General features: G+C 68.1%; 16 protein-coding genes and 1 pseudogene. 5 read left to right on the top strand and 12 right to left on the bottom strand.

All coding sequences use genetic code 11. The features are described 5' to 3' along the window. Positions 1–122 precede the first annotated feature (122 nt). Positions 123–1,037: a DUF368 domain-containing protein gene (locus IPN02_11495; protein ID MBK9297433.1), complete on the top strand. Its 915-nt coding sequence runs from the start codon at positions 123–125 to the stop codon at positions 1,035–1,037. 251 nt (positions 1,038–1,288) lie between these two features. Here IPN02_11495 and IPN02_11490 read toward each other — a convergent pair whose 3' ends face one another. The 3 genes from IPN02_11490 to IPN02_11480 all read right to left on the bottom strand — a co-directional run bounded on the left by IPN02_11490 (position 1,289) and on the right by IPN02_11480 (position 8,186). Next, entirely contained in the window at positions 1,289–4,186 is a 2,898-nt protein-coding gene (locus tag IPN02_11490; protein MBK9297432.1) for a UPF0182 family protein, read from the bottom strand. Between the two features lie 282 nt (positions 4,187–4,468). Continuing rightward, on the bottom strand, positions 4,469–6,901 hold the full coding sequence (locus IPN02_11485) for a hypothetical protein (protein MBK9297431.1): 2,433 nt from the start codon (positions 6,899–6,901) through the stop codon (positions 4,469–4,471). Between the two features lie 52 nt (positions 6,902–6,953). Beyond that, positions 6,954–8,186 carry a PDZ domain-containing protein gene (locus IPN02_11480; GenBank protein ID MBK9297430.1) on the bottom strand — a complete coding sequence of 411 codons (1,233 nt, stop codon included), beginning with the start codon at positions 8,184–8,186 and terminating at the stop codon, positions 6,954–6,956. Between IPN02_11480 and IPN02_11475 the strand changes: the two genes are divergently transcribed. Continuing rightward, a complete protein-coding gene (locus IPN02_11475) occupies positions 8,185–8,502 on the top strand; it encodes a hypothetical protein (protein MBK9297429.1) in 318 nt (105 codons plus the stop codon). The genes IPN02_11480 and IPN02_11475 overlap by 2 nt on opposite strands. After that, positions 8,499–9,170, top strand: a complete 672-nt coding sequence (locus IPN02_11470; protein MBK9297428.1) for a HEAT repeat domain-containing protein — start codon at positions 8,499–8,501, stop codon at positions 9,168–9,170. The genes IPN02_11475 and IPN02_11470 overlap by 4 nt, the downstream gene beginning before the upstream one ends. Here the strand turns inward: IPN02_11470 and IPN02_11465 are convergent. From IPN02_11465 to IPN02_11430, 8 genes and pseudogenes are all read right to left on the bottom strand, one after another. Beyond that, positions 9,167–10,507, bottom strand: coding sequence for an ABC transporter substrate-binding protein (locus IPN02_11465; protein ID MBK9297427.1), 1,341 nt, complete (start codon positions 10,505–10,507; stop codon positions 9,167–9,169). The genes IPN02_11470 and IPN02_11465 overlap by 4 nt on opposite strands. Next, entirely contained in the window at positions 10,504–11,721 is a 1,218-nt protein-coding gene (locus IPN02_11460) for a branched-chain amino acid ABC transporter permease (GenBank protein ID MBK9297426.1), read from the bottom strand. Before IPN02_11460 ends, IPN02_11465 begins: the two co-directional genes overlap by 4 nt. Then, positions 11,718–12,641: a branched-chain amino acid ABC transporter permease gene (locus IPN02_11455; GenBank protein ID MBK9297425.1), complete on the bottom strand. Its 924-nt coding sequence runs from the start codon at positions 12,639–12,641 to the stop codon at positions 11,718–11,720. Before IPN02_11455 ends, IPN02_11460 begins: the two co-directional genes overlap by 4 nt. A gap of 60 nt (positions 12,642–12,701) precedes the next feature. Continuing rightward, positions 12,702–13,415, bottom strand: a complete 714-nt coding sequence (locus tag IPN02_11450) for an ABC transporter ATP-binding protein (GenBank protein MBK9297424.1) — start codon at positions 13,413–13,415, stop codon at positions 12,702–12,704. Next, positions 13,412–14,170 (bottom strand): ABC transporter ATP-binding protein, encoded by a 759-nt coding sequence (locus tag IPN02_11445; GenBank protein MBK9297423.1) that lies wholly within the window; start codon positions 14,168–14,170, stop codon positions 13,412–13,414. Before IPN02_11445 ends, IPN02_11450 begins: the two co-directional genes overlap by 4 nt. A gap of 274 nt (positions 14,171–14,444) precedes the next feature. Continuing rightward, a pseudogene (locus IPN02_11440) lies at positions 14,445–15,428 on the bottom strand (rod shape-determining protein). A gap of 174 nt (positions 15,429–15,602) precedes the next feature. After that, entirely contained in the window at positions 15,603–15,803 is a 201-nt protein-coding gene (locus IPN02_11435; GenBank protein MBK9297422.1) for a hypothetical protein, read from the bottom strand. Beyond that, entirely contained in the window at positions 15,800–16,312 is a 513-nt protein-coding gene (locus IPN02_11430; GenBank protein MBK9297421.1) for a molybdenum cofactor biosynthesis protein MoaE, read from the bottom strand. Before IPN02_11430 ends, IPN02_11435 begins: the two co-directional genes overlap by 4 nt. A gap of 112 nt (positions 16,313–16,424) precedes the next feature. On the opposite strand from IPN02_11430, the gene IPN02_11425 reads away from it, so the two are divergent. Continuing rightward, positions 16,425–17,579, top strand: coding sequence for a hypothetical protein (locus IPN02_11425; GenBank protein MBK9297420.1), 1,155 nt, complete (start codon positions 16,425–16,427; stop codon positions 17,577–17,579). On the opposite strand, the gene IPN02_11420 is transcribed toward IPN02_11425, so the two are convergent. After that, positions 17,554–18,705, bottom strand: coding sequence for an NAD(P)-dependent oxidoreductase (locus IPN02_11420; protein ID MBK9297419.1), 1,152 nt, complete (start codon positions 18,703–18,705; stop codon positions 17,554–17,556). The genes IPN02_11425 and IPN02_11420 overlap by 26 nt on opposite strands. An 18-nt stretch (positions 18,706–18,723) precedes the next feature. Here IPN02_11420 and IPN02_11415 point away from each other — a divergent pair, with 18 nt between their 5' ends. Further along, positions 18,724–20,196: a zinc-dependent metalloprotease gene (locus tag IPN02_11415; GenBank protein ID MBK9297418.1), complete on the top strand. Its 1,473-nt coding sequence runs from the start codon at positions 18,724–18,726 to the stop codon at positions 20,194–20,196. Positions 20,197–20,244 lie beyond the last annotated feature (48 nt).

Below are 20,244 nucleotides of genomic sequence, written 5' to 3'. Positions count from 1 at the left end.
GCGTGCCGGATTGCACAGGACCCGGACATGGAAGCCGCTCGCCCCCTGCGACGTCAAAAGACCCGGCCTGCCGTCGCAGGGTCAACTCCCTCTCATCGGGGGCCAACCACTACCGTGCTCGGATGCTGAAACAAGCTCCGATGCAGGTCGTACGAGGGTTCCTCATGGGCGCGGCCGACATCGTTCCCGGCGTGTCAGGCGGGACGATCGCCCTGGTTCTCGGCATCTACACGCACCTGATCGACACGGTGCGCGAGGGCGCTGCGGTGCTCGGCGCTGCGGTGAAGGGTGACTTCTCCGGGGCGGTGGAGAAGTTCAAGGCGGTCGATTGGGCCTTTCTTCTTCCGTTGCTGCTCGGCATCGGCGTGGCGATCATCGCCCTGTCCCACACGATCGAGCGCCTGTTGGAGGACTACCCGGTGCGCATGGCCGCCGCCTTCTTCGGCCTGGTCGTCGGCTCGATCGTGGTCACCGCCCAACGCCTCAAGTTGGACCCCGCTCGGGCGGTCACCCTGGTCGTCGTCGCCGTCGTGGCGTTCTTCGTGCTCGGGCTGCGTTCCGGCCCGGTGAGCGATCCGGCGCTGTGGTACGTGTTTATTGCCGGGGCCATCGCCATCTGCGCCATGATCCTCCCCGGCATCTCCGGCTCGTTCCTACTGCTGATGCTCGGCCTCTACGACACCATCCTCGGGGCGGTCTCCGACCGCGACCTGGCGCTCATCGTCGTGTTTGGCCTGGGTGCGGTGCTCGGCCTGGCCGGCTTCTCCACCTTCCTGCATTGGGCACTGCACAACTATCACCAGCTGGTGCTCGCCGGGTTGACCGGCCTGATGCTCGGTTCGCTCCGCGTGCTGTGGCCCTGGCCGAACGGAACCGAGACCAACGAGATGACGATGCCGTCCGGCGACGTCTGGGTGCCGATCCTGCTGGCGATCATCGGTGGGGTCGCCGTCGTGGCGATGAGCATGCTCGCCGGCGAGGAGCATCACGACGAGGAGCTCGACGCCGAATCCGAAGCGCGCACCGCCGCCCGCTAAGACACGGCGGCCGGCGAGCTCGCCAACTCGGACGAGCCCGCCAACTCGGGAGCCCACACGACCGCCAGACCGCGCTCTCAACTCCCGACTACCGAGTGGTGAGACACACGCTGCCGAACTCGGGAGCCCACACGACCGCCAGACCGCGCTCTCAACTCCCGACTACCGAGTGGTGAGACACAAACTACCGAACTCGGGAGCCCACACGACCGCCAGACCGCGCTCTCAACTCCCGAGTTGCGGGTGGGTGGCTACCCGGGCTCGGGCGAGGTGGGCGTGGTGGTCGAGGGAGCGACGGTCGTCGAGGCCGGTGCGCCATCGGCGGGCTGTCGGTCGAGCAGCTTTGCCGCCCGGTCGAGCAGATTTTTCGCCTCGGCGTTCTTCTTCTCGTATTCGGCCAGGCCGCCCTCCCCACCCTTGGCCTTCTCCGCCTCGTCCATCGTCCGGATCGCGTCGGACACGAGTTCGGCCGCGGTGGCATCGTCGGCGGGTGGCGTCGAACCCTCTGGGGTGGTCGTCGGCGTCGGTGTCTCAGCCCCCGGGTCGGGCGTGCTGCCGGTGGCCTCGGGCGCATCGACCTTGTTGCCGCGGATGGCGTTGAGCACACCTTCTTCGGCGGTGTCGCCCAGGAAGGCCGAACCCTTCCACACGACGACCACCTGGTTGAGCGCCGGCGAGCTGTCCTCGCCCTTGCCGACGACGTAGAGCGGCCGGATGTAGAAGACACTGTTGCCGACGGGAACGAGCATCATGGCGCCGAAGCGAACGTTGGACCCACTCTGGTTCAGCAGCGTGATCTTCTGGGAGATCCGGGCGTCGTTGTTGATCGCCACCTGGGCTCTGGTTGGGTTCTCCACCTCGGCGCCCTCACGGCGTTTCCCGTCGGCTTCAACCGTGGTCATCCGGTACGAGGTCAGGTCGCCGAAGCGGTCCGGGTCGGAATCACCGACCAGATAGGCGGCCAGGTCGGCGCGGGCCGCGTCCTCGGTGCCCGGCGTCAGCGGCCGGGTGCGTACGAAGCCGGGAGCGCCGTCGCGGTCCAGCATCAGCTGGGTGGGAGGGATCGGTCCCGAACCCGCCCCAGACGCCTCGGCCACCGCATCCCCGGGGTTGCGGGCGACCACCCAGTTTTCCGAGCCGTCGTAAAAGGTCTCGGGGTCCTTCACGTGGTAGCGGCCGTACATACGCGACTGCACACGCAACAGTTCGTCGGGATACTGCAGATGAGTGCGGAGGTCCTCCGGCAATTTGTCGAGCGGCGTGAACAACTGGGGCATCGCTCGCTCCCATGCGGCGATGATCGGATCCTCGTCGATGGCGGCACCCTCGGAGAACTCGCGGTCGATGCGATAGATCTTCACCGAGCCGTCGTAGCCGTCGATCGTGGCGACCACCGCAGCCCGCAACGAGTTGAACCGACGCGACCGCAGGTCCGAGCCTTCCGGCAGGTCGTCGGTGGGCGAGAACTGAGCGTAGGGGTAGGTGGAGACGGTCGTGTAGCCCATCTGGAGGTACTTCACCCGGCCTTCGGAGACGACGGGGAGAGCTTCGGAAGACCAGGACACGAACGGGGCCAGGGCCGACAGTCGCTCGTTGGGGTCGCGGCGCATCAGCAGCCGGGAGTTCTCGTCGACCGACGAGGAGATCAGCGGATCGATCGCACCGAAGCGCAGCGACGTCTCCAGCTGGCGCCAGAAGGTGCCCAGCTTGATGCCGGTCGAACCGTCGAACTTCTCGCCGTCCTCTCGCGAGGTCCCGGCGATCGCGTACCAGTCGGCCAGCCCCCGCCCGAAGTACACCTGGGGTTTGGTCAGCTTGAACTCGTCGGAGGTTCGGACCGGCAGGTCCTCGATCAGGTAGTCGGGTCGACCGTCGGCGGCCACGCGGTCGGCGGCGGCCAGCGCTACCCCTTCGCCGGCGGTGTAGACGAGGTGTTCCTGTTCCCACGAGCGGCCGGGTAGGTCTTTGCGCGACAGGTCGCGGACCGACAACACGGCAGGTTGCGACGACCCCTCGATCTCGTAGCGGTCAAGAAACACCTGGCCCATCGAGAACTGGGGCTTCTTGGACTGCTGGGCCCGGAATGTGTCGCCGATCAGCACGGGATCGAGGACGGGCACCCGCTCGATCACCGGGGAGGCCTTCTCAGCATCGGCCGCGGTGACGTTCTCGGTGTAATCGAAATCGGCCGTCTTCAGCGTGTCGAGCCCGTAGGCCGCTTCGGTGGCTGACTGGTTGCGTTTGATGAAGTCGATCTCCCGTGCGGCCTTCTGGGGATCGACCTGAAAGCGCTGCACGAAGGCGGGTAGAGCGCCGGCGCCGAGCACCGCGACCGCCAACCACAGCGAGAGGGCCACCACGGGCAACCCCCAACCACGACGCTTCACGTTGGCGATGAAGAGGCCAGCGCAGAACAGCGACACCATCGTGAGCAGCAGCGTGGCCGGCAACTGGGCGTTGATCGCGGTGTATCCGGCGCCATCGAAGACCCGGCCCTCGGCGAAGGTGAGCGAAGGCCGCGCCACGAAGAAGTATTCGGCGGCTTTCACCAGGGCGAGCGCCGCCAACAGCACCGACAGGTGCGCCTTGACCGCAGGCGTTCCAAACCCGGCCTTTCGGGCGCCACGGGGGCGCAGCGAGCCGTTGAGGTAGTACACGCCGCCGGTGGCCAACGCGATCGTGATCAAGGCTGCAAACAGCCAGGTGAGTACGTACTCCAGGAACGGCAGGGTGAAGAAGTAGAAGCCAAGGTCGTAGCCGAACTGGGGGTCGGTCACGCCGACGGTCGAACCGTTGAGGAACAACAGCCACTGATCCCACTGGTTGATGGCCGGCAGGCCGGCGGCCAACGCCAGCACCAGTGCCGCAACCACCCGCACGATGCGGTGTCGAGTGCCGATCAGCTCGTGATAGCGCAGGATGAACTCGTCTGCGCCCAACAGCTCCTGGCGCCGCGAGACCCGGTCGGCCACCGTCAAGCTGGACAAGCATGCCAAGAAGAAGACGAGCGAGAAGACGATGCCGAGAAAGAACTTCGCTCCGGTCGCCGTCAGCCATGTGTCCGGCTGAAGCAGCGAGTCGTACCAGAGGTACTCCAAGTGCACCTCAGCCGCGATGCGCAAAATCACGAGGATCGCAATCAAGCCCACCACCGAGATGATGAGCGTCTTCCTGAAACCGACCGACGGTGAACGCCCGCCGCGCGACGAAGGGCGGGGCATATCCCGGGGCATTCGCATATGGGCGGAGGTTACAAGACGCCCGGGCGGATCTCGGTCAGGGCGCGCCCCGTACCCGCGACTCTCAGCTTCACCGGGCCGTGGGCCGTGGGCCGTGGGCCGTGGGCCGTGGGCCGAAGCCGTGAGCCGTCGGCCGTCGGCCGTGGCGACCGACGTGTCTCGATCGACCACGGCTTGGCGGGGTGGGTTGGCTCAGCCGGGACGGGTGACCAGCATGCAGCGGCACCCGACGGGTACCTCCGGCGCTGACAGCACCTCGATCAGACCGGCCGGATCCCCGCCCCGGATGCGGGCCAGGTGTGCCTCGGCGGGCTCGCCACCGTGGTCGAGCACCCAGTCCAGCCCGGGGCCGGGCTTGGCGGCCGCGGCGACACCGACGTTGTAGGCGACGACGACCACCCCGGATGCGAGCTCGGGAAGGGCCACCGTCTTGCGCTCCCGATAGGCGCTGCGCAGTCGCTCGGACAGCTGTCCCCGGTCGGGCTCGGCGGAGATCATCGTCGCGACCTCGTCCCGCCAAGGGTTGACGAGGCGGGCAGCGATCGCCGTCTCCAGCTGACCTGCCAAACGCTCGAGGTTGGCCCTGCCCAGCGCCACCGGCGTACCCGAGCGGGCGGCGACCGAGGCGGCACCGGCGGCCACAGCGTCGGTCAGGTCGGCGCCGAGCAACTCCATCAGGGCACCCACCTGCTCGTCCGTGTCGGGCAACAGGCCGCTCACGGTGATGTTGCGACGGCTGCGGCGAAGCGCGTCGAGCAGCTCGTTCTGTTCGTCGTCGACCAGACGCTTCACCCGTCGGGAAACGCCCCGTTCGATGGGACCGATCGCGTCGTCGCGGTGGTCCAGGATCTCGTCGGCCTCTTCTGCGTCGACGATTGACGATGACTCGTCGTCGGCGGGTTCGAAGGCCTCAAGGGGGTCCACCTCGTCATCGTCGCCGGTCAGCTGCCCGTCGAGGTCACCCCCAGCCTCGGCATCGGCAGCGTCGTCCACGCCCAAGGTTTCTCGGGCCTGGGCGACCGCCTGGTCCCGCTCGGCCCGCAAGCGGGCGAACAGGTCGCCGACGACCGCCGGCTCCTCGCTTTCGGCCTCGATGTCGTCTTCAACGGTGTCGCCCACCTCGATGTCGGCTATATCACCGACAGCGCCCTCGATGTCGGCTGGGTCATCGACGACGGCGACCGCACCGCCGTCGGTCTGCACAGCGTCAGCGGCACGACCTACCCCACCCGCTGCTTCCGCATCGGACGCTGCAGGCTCAGCCGAATTCGGCTCTTCGTCCGACTCGGCCGGTGGGGGCGTCGAGCCGGCCACGAGGCGGAGGTGCTCCCGGCCGGTCGGCGCCGATGGGCTCTCGGCCGCGGACATTTCAGCGCCGTCGGACTCATCGAGGAGGTCGGCCACGTCCAGGGAGGTCCATTCGAGCTCGGAACCGACCATCGGGTGTTCGCCGGTGGTCACCTCGTCCAAGGGCTCGCCGTTGGCAGTCCCGTCGGTCTCCGCATCATCGGCCGACCCGGCCGAGTCCTCGGCACCCGTCGGGTGGTCGATGTCGTCCTCGTTCGCCGACGCCTCGACGCCGTCCGATTCGTCCTGGGGCTCGATCGTCCCGTCGTCGTCCGCAGCCTCGGCGACGCCGCTCGGGAGCTCGGCCTCATCATGGCGCACGGGGAGAGCGGCGGAGGTCAGCGCGGTCCGCCCGGACAGGTCCGGTCGCCCGATCTCTCCCAACACGACAGCGGGCAGTTCGCCGGTGGCGATCGCCGCCTCCATCGCTACGACGACATCCTCGATGTCGTCGGTGACTCGTTTGGCGGCGTCGTCCGCCGCCATCTTGGCCTCAGGCAGGGCCGTGTGCAGCTCGCCGGTGGCGGACTCGACCGCCACCGCGCACGCCGTGAACGCACCGAGCAGCCGTTCCTGGGCCGCCCGCATCGACTCGAGCTGCTTGCGGGCCAGCTTTCGGCGACCGGCAAGGTCGCGCAGGATTCGCTCGCGGAACGTCTTGGCCTCGACGACCAGGCGGCGGCCCTCGTCCTTACCCGCCTCGATGTGTTCGCGGGCCGCTTGGCGGGCCTCGGCCAGTTCGGCTTCGGCCTGCGCCTTCAGCTCGGCCGCGGCCTCGTCCGCCAGCTCGGTCCGCTCGGCGAGCACGTTGTTGGCCCGTTCCAAGATTTCGCGCTCGTCAGCTTCGGCTTCGGCGCGGCGCTCGGCCAGTTCCTCGTCGAGCCCCTCCAAGCGCTCGGCCGCCTCGGCCTCTGCTGCGGAGCGGGCCCCTTGCGCAGCCTCCTCGGCGCGCTCGGCAATGCCGGCGGCGGTGGTGCGGGCATCGTCGAGCAGCTTGACCATCTCTTCGCCGAGCACGCGCGTCAGCTCAGCGTCGTCGGGCAACACGACCGGTGCCGACTCCGCCTGACGCCGGACCCGTTCGGTTTCGGCGCGCGCTGCCGCCAGCTCGTCGCTCAGACGACCGCGTTCGGCGCGCAGGCGGCGCAGCTCAGCCGCAGTTTGCACGAGGGTGGCGCGTACTTCGGAGGGCTCGTAGCCCTTCCTGGCGCGCGAAAACTCGCGTTGTTCGAGGTCGTCGATCTGTCCCCCTCTTGGGGTTCTCATGGGCTCAGCCATGCCAGCGATCGTACGACCAACCGATGGGCTCATCGGTGGATGCCCTCAAGGCTCAGGCGCCGACGAACTCCTCGATTTCGTCGATGGCCTCGTCGAGGGTGGCCACCTCGACCAGGTCGACCTCGTCTCCGGCGATCTGCTTCGCCTGGACGAGGTCCTCCTTCGGCAGGCCCTCGGGGACCAAGAACAGCTCTGCCCCAGCCCGTCGAACCGCGGCGGTCTTCTGGGGCAAGCCACCGATGGGGCCCACCGCACCGTCCGGCCCAATCGTGCCGGTGGCGGCCACCCGCTGGCCCATCGTCAGGTCGTCGGGGGTCAGCTCGTCGACGATCGCCAGCGTCCATGCGAGACCGGCCGACGGCCCGGTGACCTCGCCGGAGTCGAAGGAGATGTCGATCGGCAACTCGACATCGAGGTTGTAGTCGGCCACCTGCACGCCCATCACCGGACGACCATCGTCGGCGGCGACCAACGGGACGATCACCGATTCCTCGTCGGCCGACTGCTCGGCGGGCGGGTCGGTGTCAGCACCGTCGTCCTTGCCGTCGTCCTTGCCACCGGTTTTCTTGCCATCCTCGCCGTGGGGACTGGTGCTTGACGGAGCGCCGCCGCGCACCACGCTGAGCTTCACCGAATCGCCCGGCTTCTTTCCCTCGAGGATCCGGTGCAGGTCGTCGGTAAGTTCCAAGCGCTGGCCATCGGCGCCGACCAGCAGGTCACCGGCTTTCAACAGGCCGTCGGCCGGCATTTCGGGCGCCACCTCGACAATCGCAACGCCGTCGCCGGTAAAGGTCACCTTGCGGCCGAGGTGCTGCAGGGCCACGACGCTGGCGACCGTCTTGGAATCGTCCATCGCCGATTCGTTGGCTGCGTCGACAGCGGCCTTGTCGCCGTCCGGGTAGACCTCATCGATCGGGGTGAAGCGCAGGGTGTCGTCGAGGGGACGCCGAAACACACGATCGAACAGCGTCGCTTGGCGGACCGACACGGTGGCGAAGAGCACATCGCCCTTCATCGGGTAGCTCTTCGTTCCGGACACCTCCACCAGCCCGGCCGTTCCGCGGACGCTTCCGGGCTCGAAGAGCACCTGGTCGGTCCGGATCGCAGCGCTGGCGCCGATCGCCCCACCGATCACCATCAGCACCACCACGCCGACAACCCATCCCACCCAGCGGGGCACACGCCGACCTTGGCGGGGCTGCACGTCGGCATCGGCTGGTTCGACCACGGTCGGCGAACCGTCGCCGGGGTCACCCTCTGGGGGCGGTACGCTGGGGCCTGTCATGTTCATGTTGATCGTTGGGCTCGCAACCGTGGCGGTGACCGCACTCGTCGCGGGCTACCTGCTGTTCGGGGTGAAGCCTAAGCCTCTCACCGATTCGGGATCGGGTGCAGCCACGTTGCGCTTCATCCCCGTCCCGCCCCTGAGAGAAGTCTTTGGACTCTGGACCGGTCGGCGTCGAGGGGACGGATGGGGCTCCCGGGTTCGCTCTGCAGTACTGCTCGTCGTGATGATTGCGTGTTTGGCGGCAGCGATGGCCGTGGTCGCCGGCGTCATCGGCTTCACGATCGGCCTGTTCGCCGACCGCACCATCGGGTGAGCGGCGGCCGAAACGCCGATACCCAGCGGGCCGAGCTGTTGCGCTGGGACGGCCTCGGCGATCCCCCCGTCGCGTCGACGCACCCCACCGGCGTGGTGCGCAGCGCCCGGTTACTGGCATTGGGTCGACACGACAGGCTCGGCTCGGCCGACCTGATCGAAGGGCTGAGCGACGACGACCAGCGGGTTCGGCTGTGCTCGTTACGGTTGGCCGCTGCCCATCCCGCTGTCGGCGACGAGGCGCTGAGCGAGGCGCTGCGGGAGGCCTTGGCCGGCGACGACCACCTGGTGGCCGAGGCCGCTGCGGCTGCGCTGGGTGAAGGCGACCCCGCCGCACCGTCGATTCGCGCCACGGTCGACGCTCTGGCCGATGCCGCTGGGCAACACCCCGACAAGCTGGTTCGGGAGGCCGCTGTGGCGGCGTTGGGTTCGATCGGACATCCATCCGGGGCCGACGCGGTCCTCGCCGCCAACGACGACGTGGCGACGGTCAGACGTCGGGCGGTGCTGGCGCTCGCAGCGTTTGAGGGGCCGGAGGTCGAACGGCGCCTCGTCGCAGCCCTCAAGGACCGGGATTGGCAGGTTCGTCAGGGGGCCGAAGACCTGCTGGATGCGGCTCCGCCACCGGCGGAGCCGCATCCAGGGGTCGACGATCCAGGCGGGATCTAGCCGCCGACGAAGTCGTTGGACTCGCCGTTGTAGTCCTTCAGCGGGGACGCCTCGACCCACTGGCCGTCGGTGCGCTTCACGATCCGCAGCGACTCGAGCAGCCACGGGTCATTGCCGCCATCGGTGACGAGGCCCGAGTTGGGCAACATCAGCCCGACCGCGTCGGAGTCCATCGACCAGGCGGTCTTCATCACATCTTCACGGGTGAGCTCCGGGGACTTCTCAAGCAATTCGGTCGTCATGGCGCCGAAGCTCCAGCCGAGAGCGGCAACGCCCAGCTGGGCTTCGTCCGCGGTCAGGCCGTGCTTCACAGATTCGGTGAGGAACTCCTGCATCGCCGGGTCCTTCTGGTCCTCGGTGTTGGATGGGTCGAGGGTGGCCTGGGTGGAGATGATGCCCTCTTCCTTGCCGCCTGCCAGCGACAGGGCCAGCTTGGAGTTGCAGGTGATCCCCACGTAGGTGAGCACGTCCCAGTTGTCGGGGACGAACTTCAGCGTGTTGGGGCACTGCGAGCCGGAGGCGCCGTTGACGAACACGGTGGCGTCACTCTGGGCCAGCTTGTCCACCTGAGCCTTGGTGTCCGTCGACGCCTGGGCGTCGTAGGTCTCTGTGGCGACGAGCTCCATGTCGTTGTCCTTGGTCAACAGCTCCAAGGAGTTCTCGTAGGCGTCCCCGAAGTCGTCGTTCTGGCGCAGCAGAGCGATCTTGGCGTCGGGCTCCACCTCTTCCAGGTAGTCGACCAGCCGCTTCATCTCCAGCGCGTAGGAGGGAATGCCACCCTGCAGCCACGGGTACTGCACCGCTTCGCCCCACTGCGGGGAGCCGGTGGCGACGCCCAGGTTGGGCACGCAGTTCTCGTCCAGGTAGTCCCGCACTGCCAGGTTGTTCTGGGTGCCGAGCACCGACACCAGCGCGAAGACCTTGTCCTCCTCGACCAGCTTCTTGACGTTGTCGGAGGTGCGGTCCGGCTTGTACTCGTCGTCGTAGGCGATCAGCTCGATCTTGCGGCCGTCGATGCCACCCTGGGAGTTTTGGTAGTCGTAGTAGGCCTTGAGACCGTTGAGGATGCCGCCAAATACGGCATACGGGCCGGACTGGGGCATCGAGGTGCCCAGCTTGATCGTGTCGTCGGTGACCCCTTCGGTGGCCTGGTAATCAGCGCAGATCGAGGTGTCGATGATCGAGTCACCCCCTGCGGCCTCCTCCCCGCCGCTGCCGCTGGTGGTATCGCTGGCGCTATCGCCATCGTCGCGTCCGCCGCAGGCTGCGGCGATCATCGTGAGGCTCAACGCGCCGGCCAGCAGCCGGGAACGTCGCCAGTTACGTGGTTTGGTCATTCTGTTTCCTCCTCGGTGGAAATCTCTGGCGAGGACCGCTGGGTGTTCAGCGGCTCCTCAGGTGGTGGTGTTGTCGGTTCCGACGAGTCGGAGGCCGACGATCGCAACGACTTCAGCCGACGTTGCACCGCAGCCCGTGCCCGCTTGGCCAGCCCCGTGATCCCACCCGGCGCTGCGATGATCAGGGCGATCAGCAGCGCCCCCTGGATCAAACGGCTGACCGGTTGCAGGTTCTCGGGGACCAGATCGGCCAGGAACACGATGGCGATCGCCCCGATCGCGGGGCCCCACAGGCTGGCGGCGCCGCCGATGACGACGGCGACCAGCAGGTAGATCGAGTCTTCGACGCCGAACTTGTCCGGCACGATGTTGCCCTCGTTCAGGGCGTACATTGCCCCGCCCACCCCGGCCAGCAGAGCGGACAGGCCGAAGGTGACCACCTTGATCCAGGCCAGGTTGATGCCGTTGGACGTGGCGGCGATCTCGTTGTCGCGCACGGCGACCATCGCCCGCCCGATCCGCGACCGGATCAGGTTGGACGAGACGAGGAACACCAGGGCGCCAATCGCCAGGTAGACGTAGAAGGTCCACTGTGAGGAGGACAGATTGCCGAACGGCGCGTCGAAGCGCACGGTGCGAAGTTTGATCACGCCGTTGCCCACGTCGACCCCGGTACGCAGCGGCTTGCCTTCCGAACCCCCGGTGAGCCAGGCAAGGCGTTTCACCACCTGAGGGAACAACATGGCCAGCGACAGCGTGACCAGTGCGAGGTACAGGCCACGAATGCGCAGCGCCGGCAGGCCGACGACGACGCCGACGACGAGTGCCGCCAGCCCGGCGATCACGACCGACCCCAGCAGCGGCCACCCGTGGTCGTTGACCAGGATGGCCGAGGTGTAGGCCCCGACGCCGAAGAACGCGGCGTGGCCGACCGACACCTGGCCGGTGAACCCGGTCAACAGGTTGAGACCCATGGCGGCGATCGCAAACGCGATCACCTTGGCGAAGCGGTCGAGCTGGAAGTCGGCGTATTGGAAGGGCAGCGACAACACGATGATCGCCAGCACCAGGGCGACGATGCCCTTGATCAGCTGGCTGCGGCGATCGGGCGCCAACAGCCGGTCGAGGTCTGCTGCGTCCGACGCCGGGCGTGAACCGGACGAGGCGGCGGCCTTCGGGGCTCCGGCGGCGGTGATCGGATCGGAGTCGTTCATACCCGGATCACCTCCTTGCGGCCGAACAATCCCTGGGGCCGCACGAGCAGCACGACCAGGATGAGAACGAATGCCGGCATCAGCTGGAACTCACCGCCGATGGCATCGACGTAGTACGGCAGGGTTTCGGTGATCAGGCCCACGATCAGGCCACCGACCACGGCGCCGAGCGGGCTGTCGAACCCGCCCAAGGTGACGCCCGCAAAGGCATAGATAATGACGACCAGCATGAAGTTGGGGTCGAAGATCGCTGTCCCTACCGTCGTGACACCGGCGACCACGCCGATGCTGACGGCCAATCCCCAGCCGAACATCAGCGTGCGTTGCACGGGGATCCCGCTGAGGCTGGCCGACTCGGCATTGGTCGACACCGCCCGCAGCGCCAGACCCAACTTGGTGTAGCGCAGCAGCGCCCAGAACGCCGCCGCCTGGATCAGCAGCAGCGCGACCGCGCCGATCGCCCGATAGGTCAGCGCAGTGCCGGCGATGTCGATCGAACCGGTGCCGAACAGGGGGGTCAGGCGGTGGTTGGCCGAGTCCCAGAAAAGCGCCGGCAACTCGTGCATCGCCAAATACAACCCGATCGTGACGATCACCACCGCCAACGGGTTGAGGTGGGGGTCGCCAAGCGGGCGAATGACCAGGGCCTGAATCGCCGCCGCACCGACGAAGGCGATCACCATCGCGATCACCAAGGCCAGCCACACGTTGAGCCCGCCGCCATTGTCCTTGCCCACCAGCGCCCACACCAGGTACGTGCTGAACATGGCCATCTCGCCCTGGGCAAAGTTCAGCAGACCTGAGCTGCGGTAGATGATGACCAGGCCGAGGCCCAACATGGCGTAGACCGCGCCCGACTCGAGGCCGGCGAAGACGCGCTGGAGGAAGAACTCGGTGTCGAACGCGAGGAGGAGGTGCATGAGTTCTCTACACTCCCGCCACGAGCTGAGGAACGGTGGGACACAACAGGTTCATCGTTCTTATACTCCGAGGTAGGCCCGTTGGACCGATTCGCTGGCCATGAGGTGGGCAGCGGTGCCCTGATCGGTGATCTTCCCCGCCTCGAGCACGTAGGCCCGATCGGCCACCTCGAGCGCCAGGTTGGCGTTCTGCTCGACCAGCAGCACCGCCAGGCCCTCGGCCTTGTTGATGGCGCTGAGCCGCTCGAACACCTCCTTGGTGATGAGAGGGGCCAGGCCCAGCGAGGGCTCATCCAACAGGATCAGCCTGGGCCGAGACATCATCGCCCGGGCGATCGCCAGCATCTGCTGCTCGCCGCCCGACATCGAGCCGGCTGTTTGCTGACGGCGCTCTGCCAGGCGGGGAAACGTGTCGAACCAGCGGGCGACATCGTCGTCGATCTCATTGTCGGATCGCCGGTAGGCCCCGACGGCCAGGTTCTCCTCGACGGTCAGCTCCGACAGCGTGCCCCGGCCTTGGGGCACGTGGGCGATGCCCAGCTTGGCCACCTGATCGGCGCGGTCGCCGAGGATCGATGAGCCGTCGAAGTTCATCGTGCCGTGGGCCGAAACCAGGCCGGACAACGCCCGCAGCGTGGTCGTCTTGCCGGCACCGTTGGCGCCGAGCATGACGACGAACTCGCCCGGGTTGACCACCAGATCCAGGCCGAACAGCACCTGCACCGGCCCATAGGCGGCCGTCAGGTCACGAACTTCGAGCAGCGGATCGGTCACGACGCCCCCAGGTAGGCCTCGATGACCACCGGATCCGCCCGAACCGTCGCCGGGTCGCCCTCGGCGATCTTCCTTCCGAACTCCATCACGACCACCCGATCCGAAATCTCCATCACCATGCCCATGTGGTGCTCGACGAGCAGCACGGTCAGCTTGAACTCATCGCGGATCGATCGGATCAGGCCGCCCAACTCGTCCACCTCGGAGTGGGTGAGGCCCGACGCCGGCTCGTCGAGCAGCAACGTGGTGGGGTTCGATGCCAATGCCCGGGCCAGCTCGATCCGCTTGAGGGTGCCGAAGGGCAACCCGGCTGCGGGCGACTTCGCGTACTGGGCAAGCCCCAGGCGGTCGAGCAGCTCCATGCCCCGCCGGCGGGCCGCCTGTTCACGACCGAGAAACTGCAGGCCTGCCAACGAAATCAAAAACCCGCCGGTCGTGCTGGAATGTTCGCCGATCATCACGTTGTCGAGCACGGTCAGTCCCGGTACCAACGCCAAGTTCTGGAAGGTTCGGGCGATGCCCAGCTGAGCGATGTCGTGAGCTTTGGTCGTCAGCAGCTCCTGCCCATCGAGCAGCACCGACCCTAAATTTGGTTCATAGAGGCGGGTCACCACGTTGAACAAGGTGGTTTTGCCGGCTCCGTTCGGCCCGATCAACGCCGTGATCGAATCGGGCGCAGCGGTAAAGGACAGCGAATCGAGCGCGACCACACCGCCGAAGCGCAGCGTTACATCCTTCGCTTCCAACTGCGGCATAGCGTCCCCCTTCCCCTTCCCCCGGAACAGTGGGGCGAACCCTACTTCAGCGCCCGATCACCATGAAGGATCGACCCGGCTCAAACTCCCCGCCAGGCGTCCATGAACCTCCGACGCCCGCCGTACCGAAACGACCCGGCTCAAACCCCTCACCGGGCGCCCACCCCCCCCCCCCCCCCCCCACCCCCCCCCCCCCCCGCCCCCCCCCCCGGCCCCCCAAACCCCCCCCCCCCCCCCCACCCGAAATGACCCGCCCAACCCCCCCGCGTCCGAACATCGCCTGCAGCGCCTCGTAGCTTTCGATGACCCGGCCGGCTCCCAGCACGACGGTTTCCAGCGGCTCGGCCACCTGACGAACCGGCACCTCGGTCTCCAGCGCCAACCGACGGTCGAGGCCTCGCAGCATCGATCCACCGCCCACCAGGTACAGGCCTTGGGTGATCAAGTCCTGGGCAAGCTCCGGCGGCGCCTGCCCCAGGCAGGTGATCACCGAATCCACCATGGCACCGACCGGTTCGGCCAGCGCGTCGCGCACCTCTTCCGGGCTGATCAGCACGGTCTTGGGCAGGCCGGACATCAGCTCCCGACCCCGCACCTCCGCCTGGAATTCCTCCTCGGTGGGATAGGCCGAGCCGATCGTGATCTTGATCTCCTCCGCCGTCTGCTCGCCCACCGCAATGCCGTACTCGCGACGGATCCAGGTGATCAGGGCGGCGTCGAGGTCGAAGGACCCGACCCGCACCGCCTGAATCGCCACGATGCCGCCCATCGAGATGAGCGCTGTCTCCGAGGTACCTCCGCCGATGTCGACCACCATGTTGGCGATCGGCTCGTTGATGGGTAGCCCGGCACCGATCGCAGCAGCCATCGGCTGCTCGATCAGTTGGGCGTCGGCCGCTCCCGCCCGCCTGGTGGCATCGATGACCGCGCGGCGCTCGACCGGGGTGATCGCCGACGGCACGCAGATCACCACGCGCGGTCGATTGAACCGAGAGACACCGACCCGCTTCAACAGCAGACGGATCATCTCCTGGGTCACCTCGAAGTCGGTGATCGCGCCCTTGCGCAGGGGCCTAACCGCAACGATGTGAGCAGGGGTACGCCCGATCATGTGCCAGGCCTCGCGCCCCATCGCCAACACGTCCTTGGTGCGGCTGTTGATGGCGATCACCGAAGGCTCGTTGAGGACAATCCCCTCACCCCGCGCGTACACCAAGGTGTTGGCGGTACCGAGGTCGATGGCCAGGTCGCGTGCCAGTGGGTTGTCCTCTCAAGTCGGCGTTCGGCCGGTGGGATGGGTCGGGGTTGCCCGAAGTGTTCAGGCCTCGTCACCGAGGACTCATGTTTCCGAGGGCTCTATCGTGCCCCATGACGCGCCGGTGAGGCACGTATGCACCACAACCGCCTCAGGACGAGGCGGTCATCGGGCCGTTCAGCGCTTCCGTGAGGAACCTTTCGACCCGTTGCGATCGCGTGGTTGTTTGGGGCCGTTGGGGTCGAGCGCCGACATCGTGCGACGAAAGTCGGCCATCGCATCGGTGGAGGCCGGCCGGTCTCGGAGGAACAACCAGGCGACCAGCGATCCGATCACGCTGAGCACCAAACCGATGACGAGAAACAATGCAGGGCTCATCGGTACGGCCCCGCATCGGTGGGTTGCTGTGTGCCGGGGTGGCTGACCATCGTCATCGGGGCTTCCTCGATCTGTGCTGCGATCGGGCTCCATCGCCGACCCGCAGTTGACACCTCTTGCTTCCAGATGGGCACCGTCGCCTTCAACCGGTCGATGAGATGGGCCGCAGCGGCGAATGCCTCGGCACGGTGGGGCGACGAGACTGCCACCACCACGGCCTCCTCGCCCAACGCAACCTTGCCGGTCCGGTGCAGCGCCGCCACCGCAACGATGGCCGGCCACGCGCTGCGGGTCTCGGCCACCAGCGCTTCCAGGCGGGGAACCACGTGGGCCTCGTAGGCCTCATAGTGAAGTGCGGTCACGCCGGTGAGGTCACCGGCGTGATCCCGAGTGGTCCCACAAAACACGACAACAGCTCCGCAATCGTCGCGGATGGCCCAACGTCGAACCTCCTCGATGGGCAATTGCTCGTCGAGGAGATCGAGCCATGTGTCCTCGCTGCGTCTCACCCGGGCCATCCTACTGCCGGCCCTCCCAGACCGTTCGGCAGTCGCCGAGCCGGTTCGCCCGACGGTCCACGCCCGCGGCCCCTCGCCGGCAGTGCGTCGATATCGTGGCCGGATGCCCAGCGGGATCCCACCGGACGAGCCTGAGGAGACTCCGCCCGGAACCGACCACAGCTCGGGCGGCGAGCCAGGCTCCGCCTCCGCCGCGCCCGGAGGGAAGGCGGATGGGACCGGAGAGGTCCCGGTTCACCCCGACGATCGGCTGTGGCGTCACCCGAGCGAACTGGCCCGCATGCGAGCTGCCGAACGAACCGCCGGCCTCCAGCCCACACCGGCTCCAACCCCGGGCAGTGCCCGCCAGGGCGCCACCAGCCCCCGGGTCAGCCGCATCCCGACCTCGGCCGTGATCGCCGCCGGCGTCGCAGCGGTGATCGCCTCGGTCGGCGGCCTGATCGCATTGGCCTCCGGCGGCACCGCCGACGCCGACGACGGGCCAACCCCCACCCTCGGTGGCGAAACCGCCGCCGAATCGCAGCCGTCGATCGTCGCCGGTTCTCGTCGGGCGACCGGCGTCATGGTCGACGCCGCCGGAGTGGCCATCGTCGCCATGGACGATCCGCCCGAGCAGGCGACGCTGATCGCCGATGGACGGCGGGCACCGGTCACGCTGCGATCGGCCGACCGGCGGCTGGCGCTGGCGGCCTACCAGGTCGACGCCGCCGATGACCCCGACGGCGCCGCCACCGTGGGGCCGACGACCCTGGCCGCCACGGGCCAGGCCAGGGAATCCGGCGATTGGGCACTGCCGACGGGCACCCCCGACATGAACGGACTCACGTCCGAGTGGGTGCCCAGCGACTGGGGTCGGATACTGGTGGCCGACCTCGGCCAGCGCAACGTGCCTCCTGGGACGGAGCTGACCGACCGAGGACGCCTCCTGGGCCTGACGACGAGGACCAGCGACGATCGGACGATGGCAGTGCCCTGGCCGGTGCTTCGGTCCCTCGGCGCTCGCCTGCGCCCTCAACCGCTCCCGGCGGGTGACCTGCCGGCCCAGCTCTCCGACGACGGTGACCACCCGACGGTGGCCAAGGCCTGGGGTGACGGCACCCTTCGGGAACGGGATCAGGTGGTCGCCGTCGGTGGCCATCCGGTCGTCAGCGGCGACGAGGCCCAGGCGGTGGCGGCGTTCTACCTCGAGGGCGACACCGTCAAGGTGCGCTGCCAGCGTTCGGGCAGGGCGATCACCGTTGCGGTGAAGCTGGAGTAGGACGGCGAACCCGGCGCCGCCAACGACTGGTCACCGCCCAGCCCACACCGCCGACGATGGCCACCAGGATCGTTGCGCTTCCACCCAACACGAGGTCCTGGCGACGCCGAGCGCTCAGCGAGGGCCACCAGGCTGGAGCATGAGCGACGAGAAACGCTTCGGCGCTCGAGTGGGATGCCGACCAACCCAACGCCTTGAGTCCAGACGCGTCGACTGCAAGATCGCTGCTCACCACTTGGACCAGGGAGGGCGGGGTCGGCGACCACCAGGTCGACCAGCGAATCTGGTCGAGGGCGACCAGCACCCAGCTCGGGGCGCCGATGCCGACGTGTCGGTCGGCCAGCTCGGCGATCGTCGGCCCGTCGAGCAGATCGTCGGGGGCGACGTTGTAGGTGCCCCGGCGACGGCCCTCACGCACGGTTTCCACGGCGGCTACGACGTCCCTGACGTGCACGTATTGCACGGTGGGCCATGGCGATGGGCGCACCCGGCGAACCCGCCAGCCGGATCGGTCGTACCAGCCGCGCGCCGAGAGCGACGCGCACAGCACCGGCCGCAGGGCGGCGACCGGCACGCGATGGCGATCACCCCACGACGTCGCCGACCGTTCGGCCCTCACGCGACCGGCGAGCGCAGCGGGCAGGTGTCGAAGCGCCAACGGCAACCCGAACGGATCGACTTCGGTACTGCGCGCCGACGGAACGCTGCGGCGCCGCCGGTCGTAGCCGAGGGCGCTCGACACGACGGTGACATGCGCCGGAGGCCGCTCGGCGGCGGAACGCAACACCGCGGCGACCAGCCCCTCGTCAACCAACCCGATACCCGAGCCATCCACGTCGCGGACGCCGGAGGCGGCCAGGATCACCAACTCGTCTGCGCCGGCCAGCGCTGCGGCGACGGCGCCGTGGCGGCCGACGTGGATCACCGGGTGATCAGCGAGCGTCGTCGGGGCGCCGTCGAGAACGCGGCCGATCACGGTGGCGGCGATCCCGGCCGCCTCCCACGCGTCGAGCAGGGCGATGCCCAACGGACAGTCCCCGCCAACGAGGACCACCCGATCCGACGCGGCACCCGGTCCGTGGCGATGCGAGGATCCGGACGGCGACGCCTCGGAATTTGGCTCCATGGCGCCTACCATGCCCGCGTGGCCTCAAACGATCCATTCGACCCCTTCGACGATGATGCCGATGATCCCGACGACCGTCCGGGTGGACCGGTCGAACCCGGCGGGACGGGCGATCCGGGCCCCATCGGTGGGATGGGGTCGATTCCCGGCATGGGCCCCATGGGTGGGATGGGGTCGATTCCGGGCATGGGAGGTATGGGTGGGATGGAGGGCATGGAGGGCATGGACCTCAACGCCATGTTGAACAGCCTGCTCTCCAGCCTGGGTTCGGTCGGAGGGGACGGTGAGCCCGACACCGCTCATCTGGCCAAGCTCGCCGCATCGATCGCCACCGAGGGTCAGCCCGAGGCCAACATCGACCCGGCCGAGCGCATCCGCATCGAAACGCTGGCCCGAGTGGCCGAGCTGCACGTGACCGAGATCACCGGCCTGTCCCTCGCCGGAGTCGAGGTGAGCGCGGTCAACCGCAGCCAATGGGCCGAGACGACGCTGAAGGCCCACGGTCCGCTACTTCGGCGTTTGTCCAATGCGCTGAGCACCCTGGCACAGGGCCAACTCGACCAGGCGGCAGCCGAGGGACCACCCAGCGCCGAGGACCTCCCCGACGGCGTGGATCCGGCCATGTTCGGCGCCTTCATGGCGATGGGCCCGATCATGGGGTCGATGCTGTACACGATGATGGCGTCGGGCACGGTCGGTCAGCTGGCGATCCGCAGCTTCGGCTCCTACGACCTGCCACTGCCCCGACACACCGACGAGGTCAACCTGATCGCGTCCAACCTGGACAGCTTCGCCACCGAGTGGGAGTTGGAGCGCGACGACCTGGTGTTGTGGATCACCACCCAGGAACTGGCCCTGCATGCGGCGTTGAGTCGGGCCGCTTTCGGACCGCAGCTCGAAGCCCTGCTCGGGGCCTACGTCGACGCCTCACCGACCGACCTGTCCACCGACGCCATCAGGTCCATGCTCGGCCAGGACGACTCCGATCCGCTGGGGAGCGACTTCGACCCGAACCAGTTCGACCCCAACAACCTGGCGATCAGCCCGGAACGCCTGCTCGGTTCGCTGCGTTCACCCGAGCAGGAGGCACTGCGGCCGCGGATCGATGCCGCAGTCGCCGCCCTCGAAGGCTGGTCGGGCTGGGTCACCGACACCGTCGCCGAACGGCTCATGCCCGGCTCCAGCCGCGTGGCCGAGGCCCTTCGCCGGCGACGGGTCAGCGTCGATCCGGCCAGCCGCTTCGTCGAGCGCCTTTTCGGCCTCGAGCTCACCCAGGACGTCATGGATCGGGGCCGTGTGTTCGTGCGGGGCGTGCTCGAACGGGCCGACGCCGACGTGCTGACCCGTCTGGTGACCGACCCCGAAGCGATTCCCACCCCGAACGAGCTCGAGGCACCCGGCCTGTGGTTGGCGCGGCTCGGAGTGGAGCCGGATGGCGGTCCGGAGCCAGACTCGGACTCCTTGGATGTTCCGGACTTTCCGGACCTCTGAGGGACCAACACGTCTCTGATCGGGCGACGCGGTTTTCCCGCCGACCGG

This window comes from Candidatus Microthrix subdominans (assembly GCA_016719385.1).
Classification (GTDB): domain Bacteria; phylum Actinomycetota; class Acidimicrobiia; order Acidimicrobiales; family Microtrichaceae; genus Microthrix; species Microthrix subdominans.
The sequence above is the reverse complement of the archived record's forward strand: the minus strand, read 5'-3'. Positions and strand labels throughout refer to the sequence as shown.